The following is an 18,839-nucleotide window of genomic DNA, read 5'->3' on the forward strand; positions in this document are numbered from 1 at the left end:
TCTTTCATATACTTTTGAAAAAAGCTACTGATTACAATTTCAATCAAACATTTGTGTCTTGGCTTTTCTTATAGTACTTCAACAAAAGACTAGCAATAAACTTTGGCCAGAACAACAAATACATTTCATAGTCTTCTTTTGTACGAATATTGTTTTCAATGCTATTTGTCGTCTCAGATTCCTCATGGATACGATGATACATCAAACTCTCATCTACAAAGGTAAAGCTACCATTTTTCTGAGCAATTTGATACCAAGCAAACCAATCAAGAGAAACTTTCATTTCTTCATTGAACTTGAAATCATTCAGTTTCTTCAAATTATAGGTCACAGCTGGACAAGAAATTGGATTACCAAAAGCTAAAACCCTATTCCGCCAAAACTTCCATTTGGGAAACATGGCCATTGTCCGTAACATGAGATGCTTGATTTTCAAGTTTGAAGTTAATGGAATAATGTTACCATCTTTCACTTCTTGATAGTCAGAATAGGCAATCAGCGTTTCCTCTGTCATCTGAGACATTATTTTTTCACAATAGTCTGGTAAATAAATATCATCTTGATGAGCAATTGTAGCATAAGGGGTTGTTACAAAAGAGAGTGCTAAATTCCAATCTTTTCCAATACCCCCTCCTTGTGCGGTATGCATTACGATTGCATTATTTTGGCAAATTTGCTCTATATATTCACTCGGAGTACTAGTATATAGGATAAGTTGTGATTTAAGTGTTTGCTTCTTTAACGAATGGATGCATTCTTCTAGATACTTACTATCTCCATAAGCACAGATAACAAACGTATGATTATTCTGCATCAGATTCCTCCATTTCATCAATTCTTTTTTTAGCCATCGAAACTTCTTGAATAAGATTTTTAATCTGCTGCTTTTGTTGAGATAGAGCCATACTATGCAAAAATTCAATTACCAAAAGAATAAAGATTGCCACAGATAATAAGAAGTTCGAAGTTAGGCCAAACCCAAACAAATAAGCCAATTTAACTGGAATAACCTCAAACAGAACAAAAACAATCATTCCAAAACCAATCACTATCCACATAAAAGCATGTTCAAATAGGATATTGTTTTTATTGATATTTCGGAAAATATAGTAGAGAAAACCGATTGAAGCCAAGAGCATTGCAAGGGATTGAATTGTCATTATTCTCCCTCCTTCATAAGTGATGCAATCAAAATGGAAGAACATACTTCCACCATGTAACGAATTGATTTAAAAGGAGTAATTGACGAAACACCTCCTGCCCTCTCGAACATGTTAGCAGGTGATTCAACAATCTTAAAATTCTGTTTTATCAAATGTACACTTGATTCTGGTTCTGGATATTTTGTAGGGTATCTCCTTGCAAATTGAGCAATCACTTTTTTATTACCTAAGCGATAACCTGATGTCGTATCCCAAATGCGTATCCCTGTCGTTAATTTGATCATATTGGATATTACCCCGATTCCAAATCGTCTCATAAAACTAGTTTGAAATTCTGATAAAGTTTCACCAACAAATCGTGAACCAATCACCATATCAGCCTGACCAACTAAGATTGGCTGAATTAAGCTATTTAATGAACGAATGTCATGCTGACCATCACCATCAAATTGAACTGCTACGTCATAGTCATTGTCCAAGGCATATTTATATCCCGTCTGAACAGCTCCACCAATTCCTAAATTTTGTACTAGGTGAACAGCATTTAATTTATTTTGAATCAAAATTTCTTTCGTGCTATCTGTTGAACCATCATTGATGACAACATAATCCAATTGGAAATTCACACTATTTCTATAATCTATAATTCCCTGAACAGTTTGAAGGATACTTTCTTCTTCATTGTAGGCAGGGATAATCATTAATACTTTCATTTTTTCTCTCTAAAACTAGAATTCTATATAACTTTTTAGATTCTACTTACTCATTTGAAGAAACTATAATATACATATTTCAGCATAGCTATCCTATTATTCATTAAAGTCGAAGTTTATGTCTGATTTTTGTCGCGATATTGCTGATCAATCTTGCATAACGCTCCAATCTTGTTGGACGCATATTTAAAGTCAGTAACTCTTTTATGTGACTTAAATTTGTATTTTGGTGTCCAGTATATTCTAAGTGATTGATGCCGTTCAGTATTTCTTTATAGGCAACTTCCGGTGTATATAAAGTACGTAAACGTTCCACATCAAGCCGAGCTTTATCTGAAAAATTTCTAAAGGATTCAATCACTTGCTCTAACTTAGTCACCAACTCCTCTATATCGCCCAATTTATAAATTTGACCTGCTGAGAATATTTCAAATGCCGTCAAATGTCCTAAATTATCTGATAGAATTACTGGAAGCCCTCTTAAGATTGCTTCAACATAGACTAAGCCAAAAGTTTCCATAGATGAGGGGAAAACACAGATATCTCTATCAGTTACTTCTTCCCAAGGATTATCTAAGTTACCTAAAAATTTAACATTTTTCTGTAATTTATTTTCATGGATATATTCATCACAAATAGCTTTGTATTTACTATCCCATCCTCCAATAAAAACCAATTCAATATCTAATCTATTTAGTGTCTTATATGCTTTTATAAGTTCTAATTGATTTTTTCCTTCTGTTAATCGACCAACAGAAACAATTCTAACTTGATTGCCTTTTTTTAAAACTTTTGTTTCTTGCTCAGTATAAGAAATAAACGAATGGACTTTCTTATTAAATAGTGGTGTTAAAAAATTATTTAACTCTCCAGTCACACTAAATAATTCTGAAGAATACTCTTCTATGAAGTCAATTTTATCAACATAATAAGCAAACTCATTTTTAGGAAATTCATGAATTAGCCAGAAATGAGGAACCTTTTGACATGAGGCAGCAATTGCTCCTTGAAAAACATTAACAGTATTTGAAATAACCAAGTCTATCTCATTTTGCTCAATAATTTCAGCTATGTCTTGAACATTCTGGCGATAGTAGCTTGTAGCCTCTTCTCTATTAAGGATTTCTCCACCTGGTGCATCCGGCCACCACCACTTAATAGTTGGCAAATAGTAATTCTTAACCCCTATCATTTTATAAAGTTGCTCATGCTTATCTTGTGGTTCCCCTCCTATTGCATGAGTAACATTTATAACTGTGTGTCCCAGTTGAATAAGGTACTTCATTAGATAATAAATCGACTTCTCCGCACCATTATCCATACTAGTCGTAGGAGAAATAAACAAAATACGTTTCATTAGACTAACTCTTCTTTCAAAAAATCATTAATTCTATTTGCTGTAGTGCAATGATTCATTACAAACTCAAAAGCATTTTCTGCTATTTGTTCTCTCAAGTCTTGATCAAGAATCAATCTCTCCAATTTACTTTCCCATTCGTTATCATCTGCTAGAACTCCAGTCACTCCATCTTGAATCATCTCTTCAAATGCCCCAATATTACTTGCGACTGTCACAACTTTGACTGCTGCCGCTTCTATCCATTTAATTTCCGACTTTGCTTCATTAAAGGTTGTGGTTACAAGTGGCGCCAAGTTAATATCAACTTGTGAAATTAAATTTGGAAGCTTTCTCCAATCAACATACTCATGACTCACAATCTGTTTTTTGAATTTTTGGAATGGTTTAGGAATGTCTAAATATCCTACTATATGCAATTCCACTTGCGGATACTTTTGAAGTAGATGTAGCAATGCTTGACTAATTAAATCAAAATTTTCGTTGTGTGTAATCGATCCTGAGAAATATCCTATTTTGACGTTATTGTCGTTCGAATTTTTCTTAACTTGTAAACTGCGCTTAACTAATTCTTTAGACAAGACGTTGCGATTCAAGATAACCTTGTTTTTATATTGTTCGAGCTCCTCTTTCAATTTCGAAGTCGATGTGATAGCATAGTCGCAGAGAGAAAGCATTTTTTTGTAAGCTAAGACACTTGTATCATAGCCTTTTTTCTCTCTCTTGCTCAAACCTTGGGTAAATACAAGTTCATCTGTAAATTTTGTATCAAAAACTAAATCATCAATATCAAAATAAACAGGTCTGTTCTTTGTGTGTGCTGCCCTACAAATTTCTTTCAGCATATCATTGAATGGAGCTCTATAAATAATAATATGACTAGCAAACTGTACATCCTGAAGTTGTACAAGAGAATTATTTATCACTCGAACTGTATAACCAAGTTCTCGCAATTGCTCAGCCTTATTTAACACACGATAACGTGTACATTGTGGAATAATATTTTCGACACCATCAATAATCAAAATATAAGATTGATTTTCTCTAGTTTTAAAATCTTCTAATATAGAAGACACCACTTCAATCGGATAATCTGTTTCCTTAGCAATATACTCCATCAAATCTGGAATCTCAGATTCTCTTTCTAAACCATGCCAAAAATATTGTTCTCTGTCATAATTTCTAAAGGCCGAATACTTAACTAATGGACAACCTTGCTTTAATAATGTAAGCGGATGAATATACAATGCACTATCTTTCGTGTCTTTAATCAGTGCATCATACTTAAAGCCTCGATCATAAAAATATTTTGCAAACACAGTTTCATGTTTTCCAATTGCCTTATTACGAGAATCCGTATCAGAGAGCTTTTCCCAATAATCATAGAATCCTTCATACCTAAGCAAGCTATTTTCAATAACAACAAAATATGATTGTAAGTGCTTAGGAATTTTACCATAAGGGTTATAACCAGTAAAGTCTAGTTGCTCCTCACCCATAGAAATTCCCCAAAAGTCTAGCTGATCGGAATTAAACTCGGAGAAAACCTCTTCCAAATCTCTAAAAGGACCAATATTCGTATCATTAACCAAGATGAGCTGATTATACTGTTGTAACGCCTCTTTTCCAGTATGTATTATCCCATGTCGGAAAGCCGCAACGTCATACCCCTCATTTTCTCTTTCCACAACCTTACCATATTGTGCTAAACGATTTATATCAGCCTGTGGAAGTTTACCATTTACAACAATTAAAACATCTCGAGAAATTTTAGCTAATGCCTCTAAAAAAATTACTTTATAGTCCTGTAAAGATGATTGATATTCATAAATTGTGTAAATCAAATAACGATTTTTGATATCTGAATAATTATTTCTACGTTGCTTATCACGTTGCAAAGCTAGTAGTGTTCTCTTAATATTTTTTGGAATTCTCCAGAAAAACTTTGCAACATTTTTGGTAAGCTCCAATATATAAAACAATAGTTTGTATTTACCTGATAAGATAAATAATCGCGTTGTGAAACTTCTAATCCACCTTTTCACAGTGTTACCAATCACTTTCTATTATTATCTACTTTTATAAATTTTCAAAAGTTTATTTTGAATAAATGTCGATAAATATATCCCCAGAACTCTGGTCAGTAAACCTGAGATTCTAAACGAAACAAGTTCTACCCTCTGTGAATATTTTAGCAAATATCTAAATTTTTTCACAAACATTTTTATATCAGAATTATTCAGATATGGAAATACAAATGGCAAGATGGAAATATAAGAATTTGATAAATAAATCAAAAGTGCTTCTTGCTTCTCATTCGATAGTTGTTTATAATTCTTTAAATTTTCTTCAATTCCTCTAAAGGCATGTTCTATATGCCGAAGCGTGATAGTGTTTGTAATACTTCCAGTTCGATTCTGACGATACATGCACTGTGTGTTGTCCATGACTATAAAATTATTCAGTTCCTTAAGTAAATTTGCACACCAAATGCCGTCTTCATATAGATAGCCACTCAAGAAATTAAGATTTGAAGAAAATTTATCTCTTCTAACACATTTATTCCAAGCAGGAGTGATTAGTGCTCCTGTTTCGACAAGTAATCTTGTATCTGTAATAACCTGATGAAGCGGTAATTTTTTAGAAAAAGTTCGAACTGCTACATCATCCTTGCCGTAAAAGTAGGAAAACGGATAGATGACTGCATCAATAACTTCATCATGTGAAATTATTTCTCTATTAACTTCATCTAAAAAGCATATATCGGTCCAAAAGTCATCTCCATCCAGAAATAAAATATAGTCACCACTAGCATTCTTTATCCCTGTATTTCTGGCTGCAGATAATCCCCCATTAGATTGATGGAATACCCTTACCCTATCATCTTTAGCTGCTAATTTATCGCATATATTGGAGGTTTTTCCATCTGTAGAACCATCATCAATCAACAAAATTTCAAATTCTTCGTGTGTCTGATTCAATACACTATACACGCATTCTTCAAGATAATCAGCGACGTTATACGCTGGGATAATAACGGAAAACTTCACTCCTACACTCCTTTTTGCAATCTAGTCTTTCTATATATCATAAATACAGGAATTAAGACTGTAATAATTTTATAGCGTAACATAGGAAAAGGCTTCATAACAATATTGAAAAGATTAAAGCAGAAAAAGTAAAGCTGCCAACCACTCTCAAACTGGGTACCTCTCCATGGCGTCTGATTTAATGCAGAAACATAGTCCTCTCTAAATCGATGTTTATTCCCGATTCTCCATGGGCGTTCTTCGCCTAAAAAATGAACAATACGTGGTTGCTTACGGATTTTTACAAATTCTTCTTTTGAAATAAACGTTGAAGGCCTACTTAATTTTTCCAACGTACGATATGGATAAACATCAAAAATATTAAAATAATTATAAGTGATTGAGAGTGTTTTTATCTCTTCTTTCAATGCCCCATTCAGTGCATCTTGATCATTAGCAAAAAGCTCTCCATTTTTTTCTTTATAATAATCAAAAATAATTGTACCTATACTTTTTGAACGCCACCGTTTCAAATCGATTAGAAGAACTCCCGCATTATGATATGTATACGTACCCAAATTTAAGCCTTTTCTTCTCTCAGATGAAGCTGTCGGTTCTGGGCACATTCCAAGGACTTTCCCCTCCAAATCTACTTCCCATAGCTCCCGAATATTTTCTAAAACTAAAGTATCTCCATCTAAATAGATGATTCTATCAACTTCTTTGGGCAGTAATTTATCTACAAGTAATCTTGCAAGTACAACCGAAGCCCAACCATTTGTGTCAACTTCAAAATCAAAATATGATTCCAAGTTTTCCAATTCAACGATTGTCAATTTATTACCTCCGTCGGTAACAAATTGATGAAGGTTTTCTTTATTCTGTTGACTTATACCATCTGAGAAAAGATAAAAATGGCATGTATCGTCTTCGTTTAATGTTCGCATGATTGAGCCCATACAAGCTGCAACTTGCGGGACAAAAACATCATTCAATGTAAATAATATATTCACGTTTCCCTCTTCCACTATCTTCTTACAACCAATAATAATCCACTATCAAAAATAGATACATGATAAAGTTAATGACTACCGTGCCAGTGAGCAACCGTGTCAAATACTTCTGTTTTACCGATACACTTACCTGCTCTTTTAACATTAAACATGCCGGAAATAGATAGACTAAAAACGGAGTAAAGTATCTTCCTTGAGCCCCCTGAGAAATTATTGCATTTGGTCCAATAGCTGTTGGTGTCCATGCAAAATACATGCCCGCTACAATGATAGCTACCTGAACAGGGAGTACAAATAACGAAGCAAGACCTTCTGTTTTACTTATTTTAAAATTTCCATCATTAAATAATAATAGCGTAAAAATGAAAATATCTATAAAAATTAACCAGAGAGGTAGTTGAGTGACAAACCAGCCAAAATAACCAAAAATACCAACCGTTAAAATACCATTAAGATGATCATTTCTATTATTGATAAATAAACTGTTTATCATCACTTTCACAAAGTGCACGACACCACCTCTGTTATGTAGGAATAGATAGCTAACAAGTAAAACTAGTCCAAACCCCAAAATAAGAATTGGTAATCTTCTCTTTTGAATCCATTTTAAAATCGAATTAAACTTAGATAAGATACCTTCAAATTCAAAATCAACAAAAAATAATAACGCCAAGAGCAAAACATTATTTGCTTTTGTTAGATATAGTAGCAAGGATAGTAATATTAAGTTAATAAATTTCCTGGTGGTCAGTACCTTGTCTACCAATAAGTTAACATAAAAAACAAAAAATGCAACAACAGCCAGATAGTTCACCACATCATAAGACAGTGAGCCAGCCTGCTGAATCATCATAGGTAAAAGTGAGACAAAAAACAGGGTCATCTTCCCATACTTTATTTTTTTTATCAAATAGTAGATACCTATAATATAGACTATTGTATTAAAAAGGCGCCCTATAGTGACCATCATACCATATGACGGATAAATCAATTTACCTACAACTAGACCAATTAGCTGAGGTGTACTCATTAACGATTTCAGAGAAAAATCGATAGATAATTTATCCTTTGAAAAATCACGAATTTTGGTAAAAAGGCTTGAATATTCTGTAGAATCAACTGCATGAATCTCCGGTTCTGAATACGTAAAATCTGCTGTCCGTAATCCATTCATTGCCTCTGTATCTCTACTTGTCGGAGAATCAAATAATATATTCCACGACATAAAAGCATGTGTTGCTTCATCAGGAACCTTTGTCACAGGCATAACAAATATTGAAATCAACAAAAAGGGGATTGCTAACCTTAAAAATAATTTTTCTATCTTCATTCTTGTACTTCCCAATTCAAATGTTTTTGCAATTTTAGATATATTACGAAAGAAATTAAAAACCAAGTCCACATCGAACTAACAAAAGCAATAGCTGCCCCCAATATTCCATAATATTCTACCAGTGGATTAGAAATCAATATGGATAATAAACAAGAAATTGCAAATGAAATTACGAGATACTTTTGCTTCCTCAAAACAGTAAGCATGTTATCACAAATGGTTGCAAAGGTACTCGCAATTCCCCCAAGCATTGTTATAATAAAGCTGAGCCAGTATTTATTAAGATTCGTTCCGTAGAGAATATTTAATGCTGGAATCCCCAATACTATTCCCCCAACCAAAACTAACACAGCCAATCCGACAACCATTTTAATGATACGCTTCTGATATTGTTTAAATTGATTATAGTCCCCAGCTCTTCTATATATAGCTAACTGAGTTATCATGGGTCTAAACAAAATCAATAAAATATTCATTGAAAAAACAGGCATAAATAAAATATTAAAATCTCTTTGAACACCTGTTCCTATAACACCTCTCTCAAAAAAAGTATTGAGAGCATATTTAGGTTGATTATAGATAGTAACAAGTAAAAATGCATTAATAAATAACGGCAAGCATTCTAATAATATATTTTTAATGGCTTTCAAATTAATTTCTTCTTTGATAACCCTCGTAAATTGAAACACATTCGGAACATCAAAAAAGAAAACAAATAAATATGAGCTAATTACTAGATAGATTAATGAGAGTAGCAGGTTATTAGTTAAAAACAAACCAAAACCAAATGTTAAAATTACAATAGAGTTTCTCAAAAAAAGTGATTTACCTGCAATATCTAGCCGAGCATTTTGTTGAAACAATCCTTGAAAAACATCCGATAGAGCATCACTTCCTCGATACAAACATATTAGGAAAATACAAGCAGATTTTTGAAATTCATATTTAGACAGAAAAATATAGCTTAAGGCAAGTAATAGCATAATAGTGATTGTTATAAGCCTTGTTGCAAGATACTGGCTAAACGAAAACTTTTTCGAAACATCAGTCGCTTGATAATCTCTTACCTGAAAACCAGCAATGATTACAAAAAGATTTGCTACTGCATAAGCAAAACTAAAAATATCAGCCTCTAATTCCGTCAACAAACGTGTTACTAGTAACAATAAAAATATTGATATTGCTGCTGATGAAACACTTCCTAATAAATTCCAAATAAATATTGTTTTTGGTGATACTATTCTGCTCTTCACACTATCTTCCTCTTGTTTATTATCCATTATCCCTAATTTTTAAATAGAGATTTCTTTATCATCTTAAACACGCTTACAATCCCAACTGATATTATCTTTAGTGTTCTTTTCAGTCCAATTTGTAAAAATTCCTTTTCTTCAATAATTAAACGCAATTCCCTTTCGCTTGAAAAACTAATCTTTTCCAATATTGGACTCACATTTTCAGTATTCTCGACCACTGCATAATCGTTTGATAAATCCCACGCGCTATAAATAAATAATATTGGAACTAGCAATGATCTAACTTCTTTTGAAAAATCAATGTTTCTAAATTCTTCCTCAATCTTATTAAAGTGTTCTGTTTTTATCCAATACCAACTTACTTCTTCTCCAATTATATAAGGTACTTTATAAAAATCAACTTTCTTAGTTCTCACAAGTGATTCATAAAGTATGTTCAATTGACGAATAAGTTCTGGATTGCCCTCTCGAAGACTTTTTCTATCATATCTTTGATTAGTTGTTAAGTCTGGAATAACTACAGCCAAATTAGATTGGGATTCAAAATTAGAAATCACTGTATCAAATGATGTAAAAAACATTTTCCTCAACTGATACCTGTCAATAATATCCTCTACAGAATATTTTATTTCCTTTGTTTGTTTGACAGTTATATGAGCAAGATATTTGGCATTTCCCATATAGTTTTTTACTATTTCAAAAAAATGCAATTCATCTGTGACTTTTATAATCTGAGCTCTCAAATGGTAGGTGAACAAATATCTCTCAACTATAATACACTTATTTGAAAAATCAGCTTCTGGCAATGTTATTAGTAACTGGCACCTATCGGCTATTTTGCATAACTCTTCAATATACTCTTCAAAAATAGATACTGATTCTATGTGAATATGAAAAAGTACCGACGTCGAAGATAGAACGGTTTCCGTCGTTTGCGAAACCTGTATTTGAGGAATGAAACTCGTACCCGGAATAATTATCTGTCTCAAATGCCTTTCGATTAATTCAACTGGATATTTCGTTTTCATCCTAATAAGATGTAATAAAGAGTATATTCTATCTGGATATTCAGTAAAACTCTTTATTTTTATGAATGGAACATTATTTTTAAGTATAACTTCTGGATATTCTAGTGTAACGTTACTATTTTCAAGGTTCTTACAACAAATGGACGTATCTAATACACACTTATAGCTATAGCCCTCTGATAAAAGTATTTTAGTCAATTGGCTCTCATATAATTTTATAACATCTTGAATATTTGTTAACTCACTTACAGATGACCAAAATCCAACAAATGCTTGACTCTGCAAGATTCGTTTTTTAAATACCATAAAATATGACTGTAAATGTTCAGGGACAACTACACTATCTATTCTTGTCTCTAAGTGATTGGTCATCCCCCAAAAATCTACATTAACATCACTGTCAAATTGACTATAATAATCCTCCAGGTTCCAGAGGGGGCCGAAACATGTATCATTCATCAGAGTTACCGAATCATATTGATAAATTGTTACTTGATTCAGCCCTTCTTTCCATGCCGCAAAATCATAGCCAATATTATCTCTTTGGATAAAAAAATCAATCAGTCGTTCCGACTGTAAATATTGTACTTTGTCCTTTGAAACATGGCTGTTAGAAACAAAAACTATGTCTGAATAAATACTTCGTATCGACTTTAATTGATAATAAATATATTCACTGACTACATTATATTTATTATAGTGAACATATACCAACAAATGCGACATTCTGCCTCCGTTATATTTTATTAATCTAGTAGCTCCCATTGGCTATTTCTCTGAATAAACCCGGTTGCTGCGTCTTGCTCTGCAATATTATCAGTGCTAAACTTCCTACTAATAATAATAGCTGGTGTATCAGAAGTCTTGGCAAATAATAATGGCTGCTTATTACTATTTCGTACTGACACCGCCATTTTTAATTTTGCCTGATTAATTGAAGGTAGCTTACATTTCACTCGGAAAAACTTCTCGCCTTTACCAAATGTTTTTAAATCCATAGAATTGTCGTTATATACATCAAAATGACGTTCTAAATCTAAAAATGTAAATGCAACATGTGTTTCAATATCTTCTAAAACCGTATATCTAAACTCGATTTCAATTGATTCATCTGGTTCAATTTGATTTTTTGAGACCAGGTTAATCTGCAAATCTTTTACAATATCACTCTGATGCAGAGGTTCTTCGTTTTCTGTAACTTCGCTTATTGAGGCAAGCACATTATCAAAACTGTATTGATTAGCTACGTCATCAGGTTCTCCTAATGCCTTGACGTATCCTTTCTCTATAAGAAGAGCTTTATTACAATACTTTTTCACAGCTCCCATATCGTGTGTAACAAGAATTGTCGTTTTTCCACTTTTTTTACGCTCTAGGAAATAATCATTACATTTACGCTGAAAGGCCTCATCACCGACTGCTAGAACCTCATCAAGTATCAGAATATCTCCTTGAGCTTTTATAGCAACTGAAAAGGCTAAACGTACTTGCATACCACTAGAATAATTTTTGAGTTTCTGATTCATGAATTCACTTAATTCCGCAAATTCAACAATATCATCATACATTGCATCAATTTCTTCTGCAGTAAATCCTAGCATCGCACCGTTTAGGTATACATTTTCCTTACCAGTTAGTTCCGGATTAAAACCAACACCAAGTTCAATAAAAGAAACTAATTTACCATCCACAGCTACAGTCCCTCTTTCAGGAACATATATTTGAGATAAAATTTTTAACAGTGTTGACTTACCAGATCCATTGCGACCAACAATTCCAAAAAAGTCCCCTTTTTCAACTTCGAAACTGATATCCTGCAAAACATTATATTCCACGTAGCCTTTAATTCCTTTAAAAAGATTAACTAATGTAGTTCTTAAACTCTGACTACTCTCCGTTGGAAGTTTAAAACTCTTGCTAACATGTTCTACCTTTACAGCAATATTCTTATTTTTTACCATTACAAAATCTCCGCAAACTTTTTAGCATTTTTTCTAAACACAGTTATACCCAATAGGTAAATAACGACTGGAAGAATGTACGGAATTGCCACAATAAAAGGATTTTCTATCAATTCACTAACTGTAGTATTCCCAGAATAAACGATAAAATGTCTCAAGTCTTGAATAATTTGTGCAACAGGATTCAACATCATCAACTTAGCAAATGTTACTTGCCCTCGCTGTAAAATGAACGTTAATGAATAAATAATTGGTGTTGCATACATTCCAGCTTGTAAAAACACTTCCCAAATTGGACCAATATCTCTAAATTTTACAAATAATGAAGATAAAATGAAAGCTATACCTGTTGCTAGTAATGCCAATTCAAAAAACAAAGGGATAATAATAAAAATAGACCAAGTAAGAGGAACCCCGTTAATGGCAGCGAATACAAATACAACTATTAAATTAATAGCATAATTAATTGCTGCTCCCGCTACTGATGAAAAAACAATAATTTCTTTCGAAAAGTTTAACTTCCGCAATAAATCTCCGCGTGAAACAATTGACATCATCCCCATATTAGTTGCTTCTGTAAAAAAGTTCCAGGTTACCATACCTAACAATAACCCCACTGCATAATGAGGAGTTCCGTCATCAAAACGCAAAAAGCGGACAAATACTAAATACATAATTGTAAAAAGTAATAATGGTTTCAAAATCGACCAAAGATGCCCAATGAGAGAACCTTGGTAACGTAACTTAAAATCTGTTTTAATCATCTCTCTCAAGAGTATTTGATTTTCTTTATTAAATAAATTCATAACTATTCCTTATATGCAAATTTTGTCACAATCAGTGTTGTGAATACTAATGTATGGAAGGCTTTGTTTTTTTTCAATCCATATTTTCTCAAAATCCTGAATCGTTTAAGCATCGGTTTATCCATAATGGTTACAAATGCTTCAATTAACTCTCTATTTGACTGAGATAGAGGCATTTGTAGTAAATGACTGGCTTGTTTTTGACTATTTTTAATCAAGTCCCAATAAACCGCAAATAAAATGTGAGGACGAATCCATTTTTTAAAGCGTTTTGAGAGAGTACGAGCCCCTAAAACATTATCTGAATGCTGGCGGTACAGTTCACCTGGTTGATCAATAAACACCAAATTCCCAAAGGCTGAAGCAAGTAAGGCTAAGTACCAATCGTGCATGAGTATATCATCCGTCTCTTGCCACATTTCTGCGAGAGCATGATTGATCATGGCGACCCCACCTGTTACCGTGTTTTCGGTCAACTCTTGAACTAATTCAGTATTTGCATGGTGAGATTGAGATTTAACCATGCTTTCAGTCATAATCTTTAAATCTTGATTGACCACTTTTAAATCCATATAAACCATTAAGGGAAGGTCAGCTAGATAGTTTTGAGCTTCCTTTAGACTAAGTTGCAATTTATTTGGCAACCAAACATCATCCTGATCACTAAAAAAATAATAGTCAGCCCTATCGTGGTTCACGAGTTTGTGAAAACTTTTTATAACTCCAAGATTGTCACTCTTATCACTATCAATAAGATGAATCCGACTATCTTGATGCTCAAAATCCTTAAGGATTTCTTTTGTATTGTCACTGGAACCATCATCACGGATGAAGAGAGTCCAGTCTGTGTATGACTGTTCTTGAATAGAACGAATTTGCTCAGCCAAGAACTGTTGACCATTATAGGTCGACATCAAAATATTGACTTTCATCGTAAAAATAATTCCTCGTACTCACGTGCGATTTTTTCCCATGTATAGGCTTCTTGCATGTGTTTTTTTGCAGTTTTTCCTAGCTCGATGAATTCTGCTTGTCCATCTATTTGATCAATCAAATGAGCCAAATTTCCTCCATCTTTGCTCCAATAATGAGCACCTTTCAGGGCAACTTTTTTATTAAAATCAACACCTAAAACCAAATTTTCATTGGTTTGTGCCAAGGCCTCGAGTAGACCAGGATTTGTTCCACCAACTTCATGTCCATGGATATAGGCACGACACTCCTGTCGAAGATACTTTAATAGTTCTTGATCGTACACTGTTCCAACAAATTTGATACGTGAATCAGATGCAAAATCCGTCTCCTCTTTGAGCTTTTGGAAATAAGCAGATCCTTCATGATTGGCTACAATGACCAAATCACGTTTTGTCTTGCTGACCATAAATTCCTTGATAGCTGTTACATAATTATTTTCTGGAACAAAGCGACCAACTATAAGGAAATATTCTTTCTCTTTTATTTTCCATTTTTCAAAATAGTGACGAACCTTCTCTGATTCATTCGTCAGAGTTGTCGGTGTCAAATCTGTACCATATGCTATAAAAGTTGTATTTGTAGCTGAGTATTCAGACTGAAGGTAATCTTCGATACCTTCATTGTCAGCGACAATCAAATCCGCATAACGAACCATCATTTTTTCAGAAAATTTCAGATAACGTTGAATTGGTTTAGCCCATTTTGCTCGTTTCCACTCCAAACCATCTGGATTGACAAACAAGGTACCTCCTACAGAGTGTATCATTTTTGCAAAAGGCACTATGAAGCCACCTATGGTATTTCCCAAGATATAGAAAATTGGTCGCTCAATCTGCTGTTTCTTGATGATTTTAAGGGCATAAGTAATCGCCATCATATCATAAGCAATCACACGAGCCGGTCCAAGTTTTGGTGGATTAATGGTAAAGCAATCTGCACCCAGGTAGGTTGAATGTTGATGATGACTTGTATCTGACAAGCACGCTACATGGTACTGAATCTCCTCAGATTCCTGATGGCTGACCAATTGTTGGACAAAGGTCTCAAAGCCACCATATTTTGCAGGCAGTCCACGACTACCGATAATAAAAACGTGTTTCATGAATCCTCTCCATCAAATAGCAGTTCTTTTCATTATACCATTTTTTGAAATAATTTCCTAATTCTATCAGCAGTTTTAGTTTCATATCCATATTTCCAGTATCAATTAGGCTTCACACACATGCTTATTTTTTCCCTATTCAACTTTTAAATTTAAAAAACAAATTTTGAGTAAATTAGAAAAATTTGTTATAATGTGTACTGGTTTTCACATAAAAATATAAAACTTAGAATTGTTAGTAAATATGAAATTAATCAAGCAGCTTATTCACACACTAATCTCCATAGGATTGCTCGGAAATTTTTTCCTGTATGCACATCTAATTCAAAACGAATTGGGTTCCATAAAAAATGATGGAACTGTAGAAATAATGGCAGAACAACCAAACCAAGTAATAGACAGCATCCAAATTAATGGACACTATGTTCAATCATCAGAAATTATCAAAAACCAATGGGGAATCAATGATGCTGAGTTAATTCCTAATTTTTCTTCTCTAAGTGAAGACAATTCACTCGTAATTAAATCTTCTTCTACTGTAAAAACCATATCCTTTGAGTACTTTATTAGTGAAAATCCGGTTATTGTAAATATTAAAGTTGGAGGACAATTGGTTGGAACTATTGATACCTCAAATGGCGATAAATATAAAAATTTAGCCTTCTTTAAACTTCCCTCTACTTTACGGATAACTAAAAACAATCAATTTTGGTATCTCCACTTAATAGTCATTGCCTTTGGCATAACCTGCTTTATTTTCAATAAAGCAACCTCGAGAATAAAAAAAAGAGAGATCATTTTCTTAATACTATTATTAATTGCTCAATATATATTCACTACTTTTGCATTCCCACGGTTATACCGCAATGAATTAGTGCTATTTAATTCGAACTTTAATAAAATCGAAACTCAACAGCTATTAATTTCACTAACTATTCTGATATTTTTTGGTCTTTTCGGATATAAACAACTTAGAGGTCGAGTCTTTAACGCATTTCAAAGAATTATTCTATCCGTGATTTATCTTTTAGTTCCCTTTTTTTCACTATTTCTTATTGAAAATAGCTATTCACAATTCTCTACTCTTTCTCAAAATAGTCTATTGAACAATCTAATCATTATTGGAGTAATTTATCTAATTGTAGCATTAGCAACTTCTCTTCGATTGGCAAGCCTCATAATTCTTTCTGCTTCAATCATTATTGGATTAAGCAATCAAATATTGATTGACAACAGAGGAACACCAATACTGTTTTATAATTTCTTTCAAATTACAGATGGTTTAAACGTAGCTTCAAGTGTAACAGTCAATATCAATAATAGGATGTTACAAAGTATAGTTTTCTCTTATATTTTGTTTACGTGCTTCCTTTTCATTCCTAAATTATCTTCACCAAGACTATTACCATCACAAACTTTTTATTCTAGACATGATTTTAAATGGTTAAATCGTTTAGGTAGGATTTTACTAAGTTTCGTAACTTTAATAACAGTATTTCCTTTTATTAATCAAACAATAGTTTCTAATGCAAATATTTCATTAAATTACTGGCGAATGTACATTACCTACGGTCAGTATGGACTCCCACTATCGCTTGTATCGTTCTACGAAGATAGTAAAATATCAAAACCAGAGGGATACTCAACATCAAATCTTGAGCAACTACTTGAGACATACTCCTCAGATACAATTACAAGCGCAACCAAACCAAATATAATTTTTATACAAAATGAATCTCAGAGTGATTTTTCAACTTTACAAGGTTTAAATTTGGAACCAGACCCACTCTTGAATCAACATGCTTTATTAGATAATTCTGTACATGGAACGCTTAACGTCTCGGTTTACGGTGGTGGTACAGCAAATACAGAATATGAAGTTCTAACAAGCAACGCTATCAGTTTTTTGTCTTCAAATTTATTCCCTTACCAACAGATTATTACTCAAGAACGGCCAAGTTTTGCATCTTATTTAAAGGATAAGGATTATGATACTGTTGCACTTCATCCTCAATCAGGAAATAATTACAATCGCCAAAAAGTATATCCTTTACTAGGATTTACGAAATCCTATTTTTTAGATTCAGAACGTGCAATTAGTGAACTCGCACCACTGACAATTGATAGGGGCTGGCCATCTGATCAATTTCTATTCAACGGAATAAAAGAACTCTATGAACAAAAAGGAGATACTCCATTATTTAGCTTTGTAGTTACCATGCAAGGTCATGGTGGGTATCTAAATTCAGAAGAAACCTATCCTCGCGAAGTTAGCATTAATGGTTCAACATCCGAATACTTAGCTGAAACAGAATTCCTGACAAATTTGAAGAAAACTGATGAAGCTTTTGCAGATTTAATTACTTATTTCAGTTCTTATAATGAACCAACTGTCATCGTTATGTACGGTGATCACCAACCAAGTTTAAGTCAAGAATTTTATTCACAGTTTATGGATGAAAGTAATCCCTCCTCCAAGTATTCTACTCCATTTGTGATTTGGGCGAATTTTGATATCAATGAACGGGAAGCTATAACGATAAGCCCAAACTATCTCGTTCCTTATTTGATGAGTATACTCTCTGAATCTGAATATGCACTTCCTCGATCACCTTATCAGCAGTTTTTGAGTGATATGCAACTCGAGCTGCCTATCATTACTAGCTGGGGTAATTTAGATGGTAATGGCCAACAAATTGAGGACTTATCAACCCTATCGCTCTACCAAACATATTTACAGCTCGAATACAACAGTGCAGTTGATAAAAGACCTTTAGAGGACTTATTTGAGTGATAAAATCTATTCTTTATAAACTGTAATGGGTTGATGAAAATCTGACACCTAGAGAGGACGAAATTCGTTCTCTCTTTTTTGCGATTATTTCTTCAATTTCAAATTCTAAGCTCAGGAATCAAGGGCCGATTCACTGACACTTAATTTATTCCATATTAATCATTCTAATAAATATTCTTGTCGCTTTTCATTATGAATCTATTTGAGACATTTTTTCCAAAGTAACCGCCCAATAACAAGGTATCTATCCAATCACTCCTTCCTCCAGTATACTGTTATAAAAAACAAACTGGAGGATTTTTTATGTCA

The 18,839-nt window shown here is 33.2% G+C and carries 15 protein-coding genes; 1 reads left to right on the plus strand and 14 read right to left on the minus strand.

What is annotated here, in order from left to right:
* Positions 1–43: 43 nt before the first annotated feature.
* The 14 genes from ACPC58_RS03700 to cps2T all read right to left on the minus strand — a co-directional run bounded on the left by ACPC58_RS03700 (position 44) and on the right by cps2T (position 15,736).
* Positions 44–814, minus strand: a complete 771-nt coding sequence (locus tag ACPC58_RS03700; protein ID WP_434065285.1) for a glycosyltransferase family 2 protein — start codon at positions 812–814, stop codon at positions 44–46.
* On the minus strand, positions 804–1,160 hold the full coding sequence (locus ACPC58_RS03705) for a DUF2304 domain-containing protein (protein ID WP_130555211.1): 357 nt from the start codon (positions 1,158–1,160) through the stop codon (positions 804–806). Before ACPC58_RS03705 ends, ACPC58_RS03700 begins: the two co-directional genes overlap by 11 nt.
* The gene (locus ACPC58_RS03710) at positions 1,160–1,876 is read right to left on the minus strand and encodes a glycosyltransferase family 2 protein (protein WP_130555212.1); all 717 of its coding nucleotides are present in this window, start codon (positions 1,874–1,876) and stop codon (positions 1,160–1,162) included. Before ACPC58_RS03710 ends, ACPC58_RS03705 begins: the two co-directional genes overlap by 1 nt.
* A gap of 103 nt (positions 1,877–1,979) precedes the next feature.
* On the minus strand, positions 1,980–3,233 hold the full coding sequence (locus ACPC58_RS03715; RefSeq protein ID WP_434065286.1) for a glycosyltransferase family 4 protein: 1,254 nt from the start codon (positions 3,231–3,233) through the stop codon (positions 1,980–1,982).
* Entirely contained in the window at positions 3,233–5,293 is a 2,061-nt protein-coding gene (locus ACPC58_RS03720; protein WP_434065287.1) for a rhamnan synthesis F family protein, read from the minus strand. Before ACPC58_RS03720 ends, ACPC58_RS03715 begins: the two co-directional genes overlap by 1 nt.
* Positions 5,294–5,302: 9 nt before the next feature.
* A complete protein-coding gene (locus ACPC58_RS03725; protein ID WP_434065288.1) occupies positions 5,303–6,283 on the minus strand; it encodes a glycosyltransferase family 2 protein in 981 nt (326 codons plus the stop codon).
* Positions 6,284–6,285: 2 nt separating this feature from the next.
* Entirely contained in the window at positions 6,286–7,275 is a 990-nt protein-coding gene (locus ACPC58_RS03730) for a glycosyltransferase family 8 protein (RefSeq protein ID WP_434065289.1), read from the minus strand.
* Positions 7,276–7,297: 22 nt separating this feature from the next.
* Positions 7,298–8,605: a DUF2142 domain-containing protein gene (locus tag ACPC58_RS03735; protein WP_434065290.1), complete on the minus strand. Its 1,308-nt coding sequence runs from the start codon at positions 8,603–8,605 to the stop codon at positions 7,298–7,300.
* Positions 8,602–9,861, minus strand: a complete 1,260-nt coding sequence (locus tag ACPC58_RS03740) for a polysaccharide biosynthesis C-terminal domain-containing protein (RefSeq protein WP_434065299.1) — start codon at positions 9,859–9,861, stop codon at positions 8,602–8,604. Before ACPC58_RS03740 ends, ACPC58_RS03735 begins: the two co-directional genes overlap by 4 nt.
* 32 nt (positions 9,862–9,893) lie before the next feature.
* The gene (locus ACPC58_RS03745; protein ID WP_434065291.1) at positions 9,894–11,618 is read right to left on the minus strand and encodes a rhamnan synthesis F family protein; all 1,725 of its coding nucleotides are present in this window, start codon (positions 11,616–11,618) and stop codon (positions 9,894–9,896) included.
* A gap of 20 nt (positions 11,619–11,638) precedes the next feature.
* Positions 11,639–12,853 carry an ABC transporter ATP-binding protein gene (locus tag ACPC58_RS03750; protein ID WP_434065292.1) on the minus strand — a complete coding sequence of 405 codons (1,215 nt, stop codon included), beginning with the start codon at positions 12,851–12,853 and terminating at the stop codon, positions 11,639–11,641.
* Positions 12,853–13,659: an ABC transporter permease gene (locus ACPC58_RS03755; RefSeq protein ID WP_434065293.1), complete on the minus strand. Its 807-nt coding sequence runs from the start codon at positions 13,657–13,659 to the stop codon at positions 12,853–12,855. The genes ACPC58_RS03750 and ACPC58_RS03755 overlap by 1 nt, the downstream gene beginning before the upstream one ends.
* Before the next feature lie 2 nt (positions 13,660–13,661).
* Positions 13,662–14,591: a glycosyltransferase family 2 protein gene (locus ACPC58_RS03760; RefSeq protein ID WP_434065294.1), complete on the minus strand. Its 930-nt coding sequence runs from the start codon at positions 14,589–14,591 to the stop codon at positions 13,662–13,664.
* Entirely contained in the window at positions 14,588–15,736 is a 1,149-nt protein-coding gene (gene cps2T, locus ACPC58_RS03765; protein ID WP_434065295.1) for a beta 1-4 rhamnosyltransferase Cps2T, read from the minus strand. The genes ACPC58_RS03760 and cps2T overlap by 4 nt, the downstream gene beginning before the upstream one ends.
* 244 nt (positions 15,737–15,980) lie before the next feature.
* Between cps2T and ACPC58_RS03770 the strand changes: the two genes are divergently transcribed.
* A complete protein-coding gene (locus ACPC58_RS03770; RefSeq protein ID WP_434065296.1) occupies positions 15,981–18,530 on the plus strand; it encodes an LTA synthase family protein in 2,550 nt (849 codons plus the stop codon).
* Positions 18,531–18,839: the final 309 nt, after the last annotated feature.

Source organism: Streptococcus sp. VTCC 12905, assembly GCF_049893385.1.
Lineage (GTDB): Bacteria > Bacillota > Bacilli > Lactobacillales > Streptococcaceae > Streptococcus > Streptococcus suis_AA.

Coding starts and splice junctions, on each gene's coding strand:
- ACPC58_RS03700 (WP_434065285.1), bottom strand. CDS start 814: ATGCAGAATAATCATACGTTTGTTATCTGTGCTTATGGAGATAGTAAG.
- ACPC58_RS03705 (WP_130555211.1), bottom strand. CDS start 1,160: ATGACAATTCAATCCCTTGCAATGCTCTTGGCTTCAATCGGTTTTCTC.
- ACPC58_RS03710 (WP_130555212.1), bottom strand. CDS start 1,876: ATGAAAGTATTAATGATTATCCCTGCCTACAATGAAGAAGAAAGTATC.
- ACPC58_RS03715 (WP_434065286.1), bottom strand. CDS start 3,233: ATGAAACGTATTTTGTTTATTTCTCCTACGACTAGTATGGATAATGGT.
- ACPC58_RS03735 (WP_434065290.1), bottom strand. CDS start 8,605: ATGAAGATAGAAAAATTATTTTTAAGGTTAGCAATCCCCTTTTTGTTG.
- ACPC58_RS03745 (WP_434065291.1), bottom strand. CDS start 11,618: ATGTCGCATTTGTTGGTATATGTTCACTATAATAAATATAATGTAGTC.
- ACPC58_RS03750 (WP_434065292.1), bottom strand. CDS start 12,853: ATGGTAAAAAATAAGAATATTGCTGTAAAGGTAGAACATGTTAGCAAG.
- ACPC58_RS03755 (WP_434065293.1), bottom strand. CDS start 13,659: ATGAATTTATTTAATAAAGAAAATCAAATACTCTTGAGAGAGATGATT.
- ACPC58_RS03760 (WP_434065294.1), bottom strand. CDS start 14,591: ATGAAAGTCAATATTTTGATGTCGACCTATAATGGTCAACAGTTCTTG.
- cps2T (WP_434065295.1), bottom strand. CDS start 15,736: ATGAAACACGTTTTTATTATCGGTAGTCGTGGACTGCCTGCAAAATAT.
- ACPC58_RS03770 (WP_434065296.1), top strand. CDS start 15,981: ATGAAATTAATCAAGCAGCTTATTCACACACTAATCTCCATAGGATTG.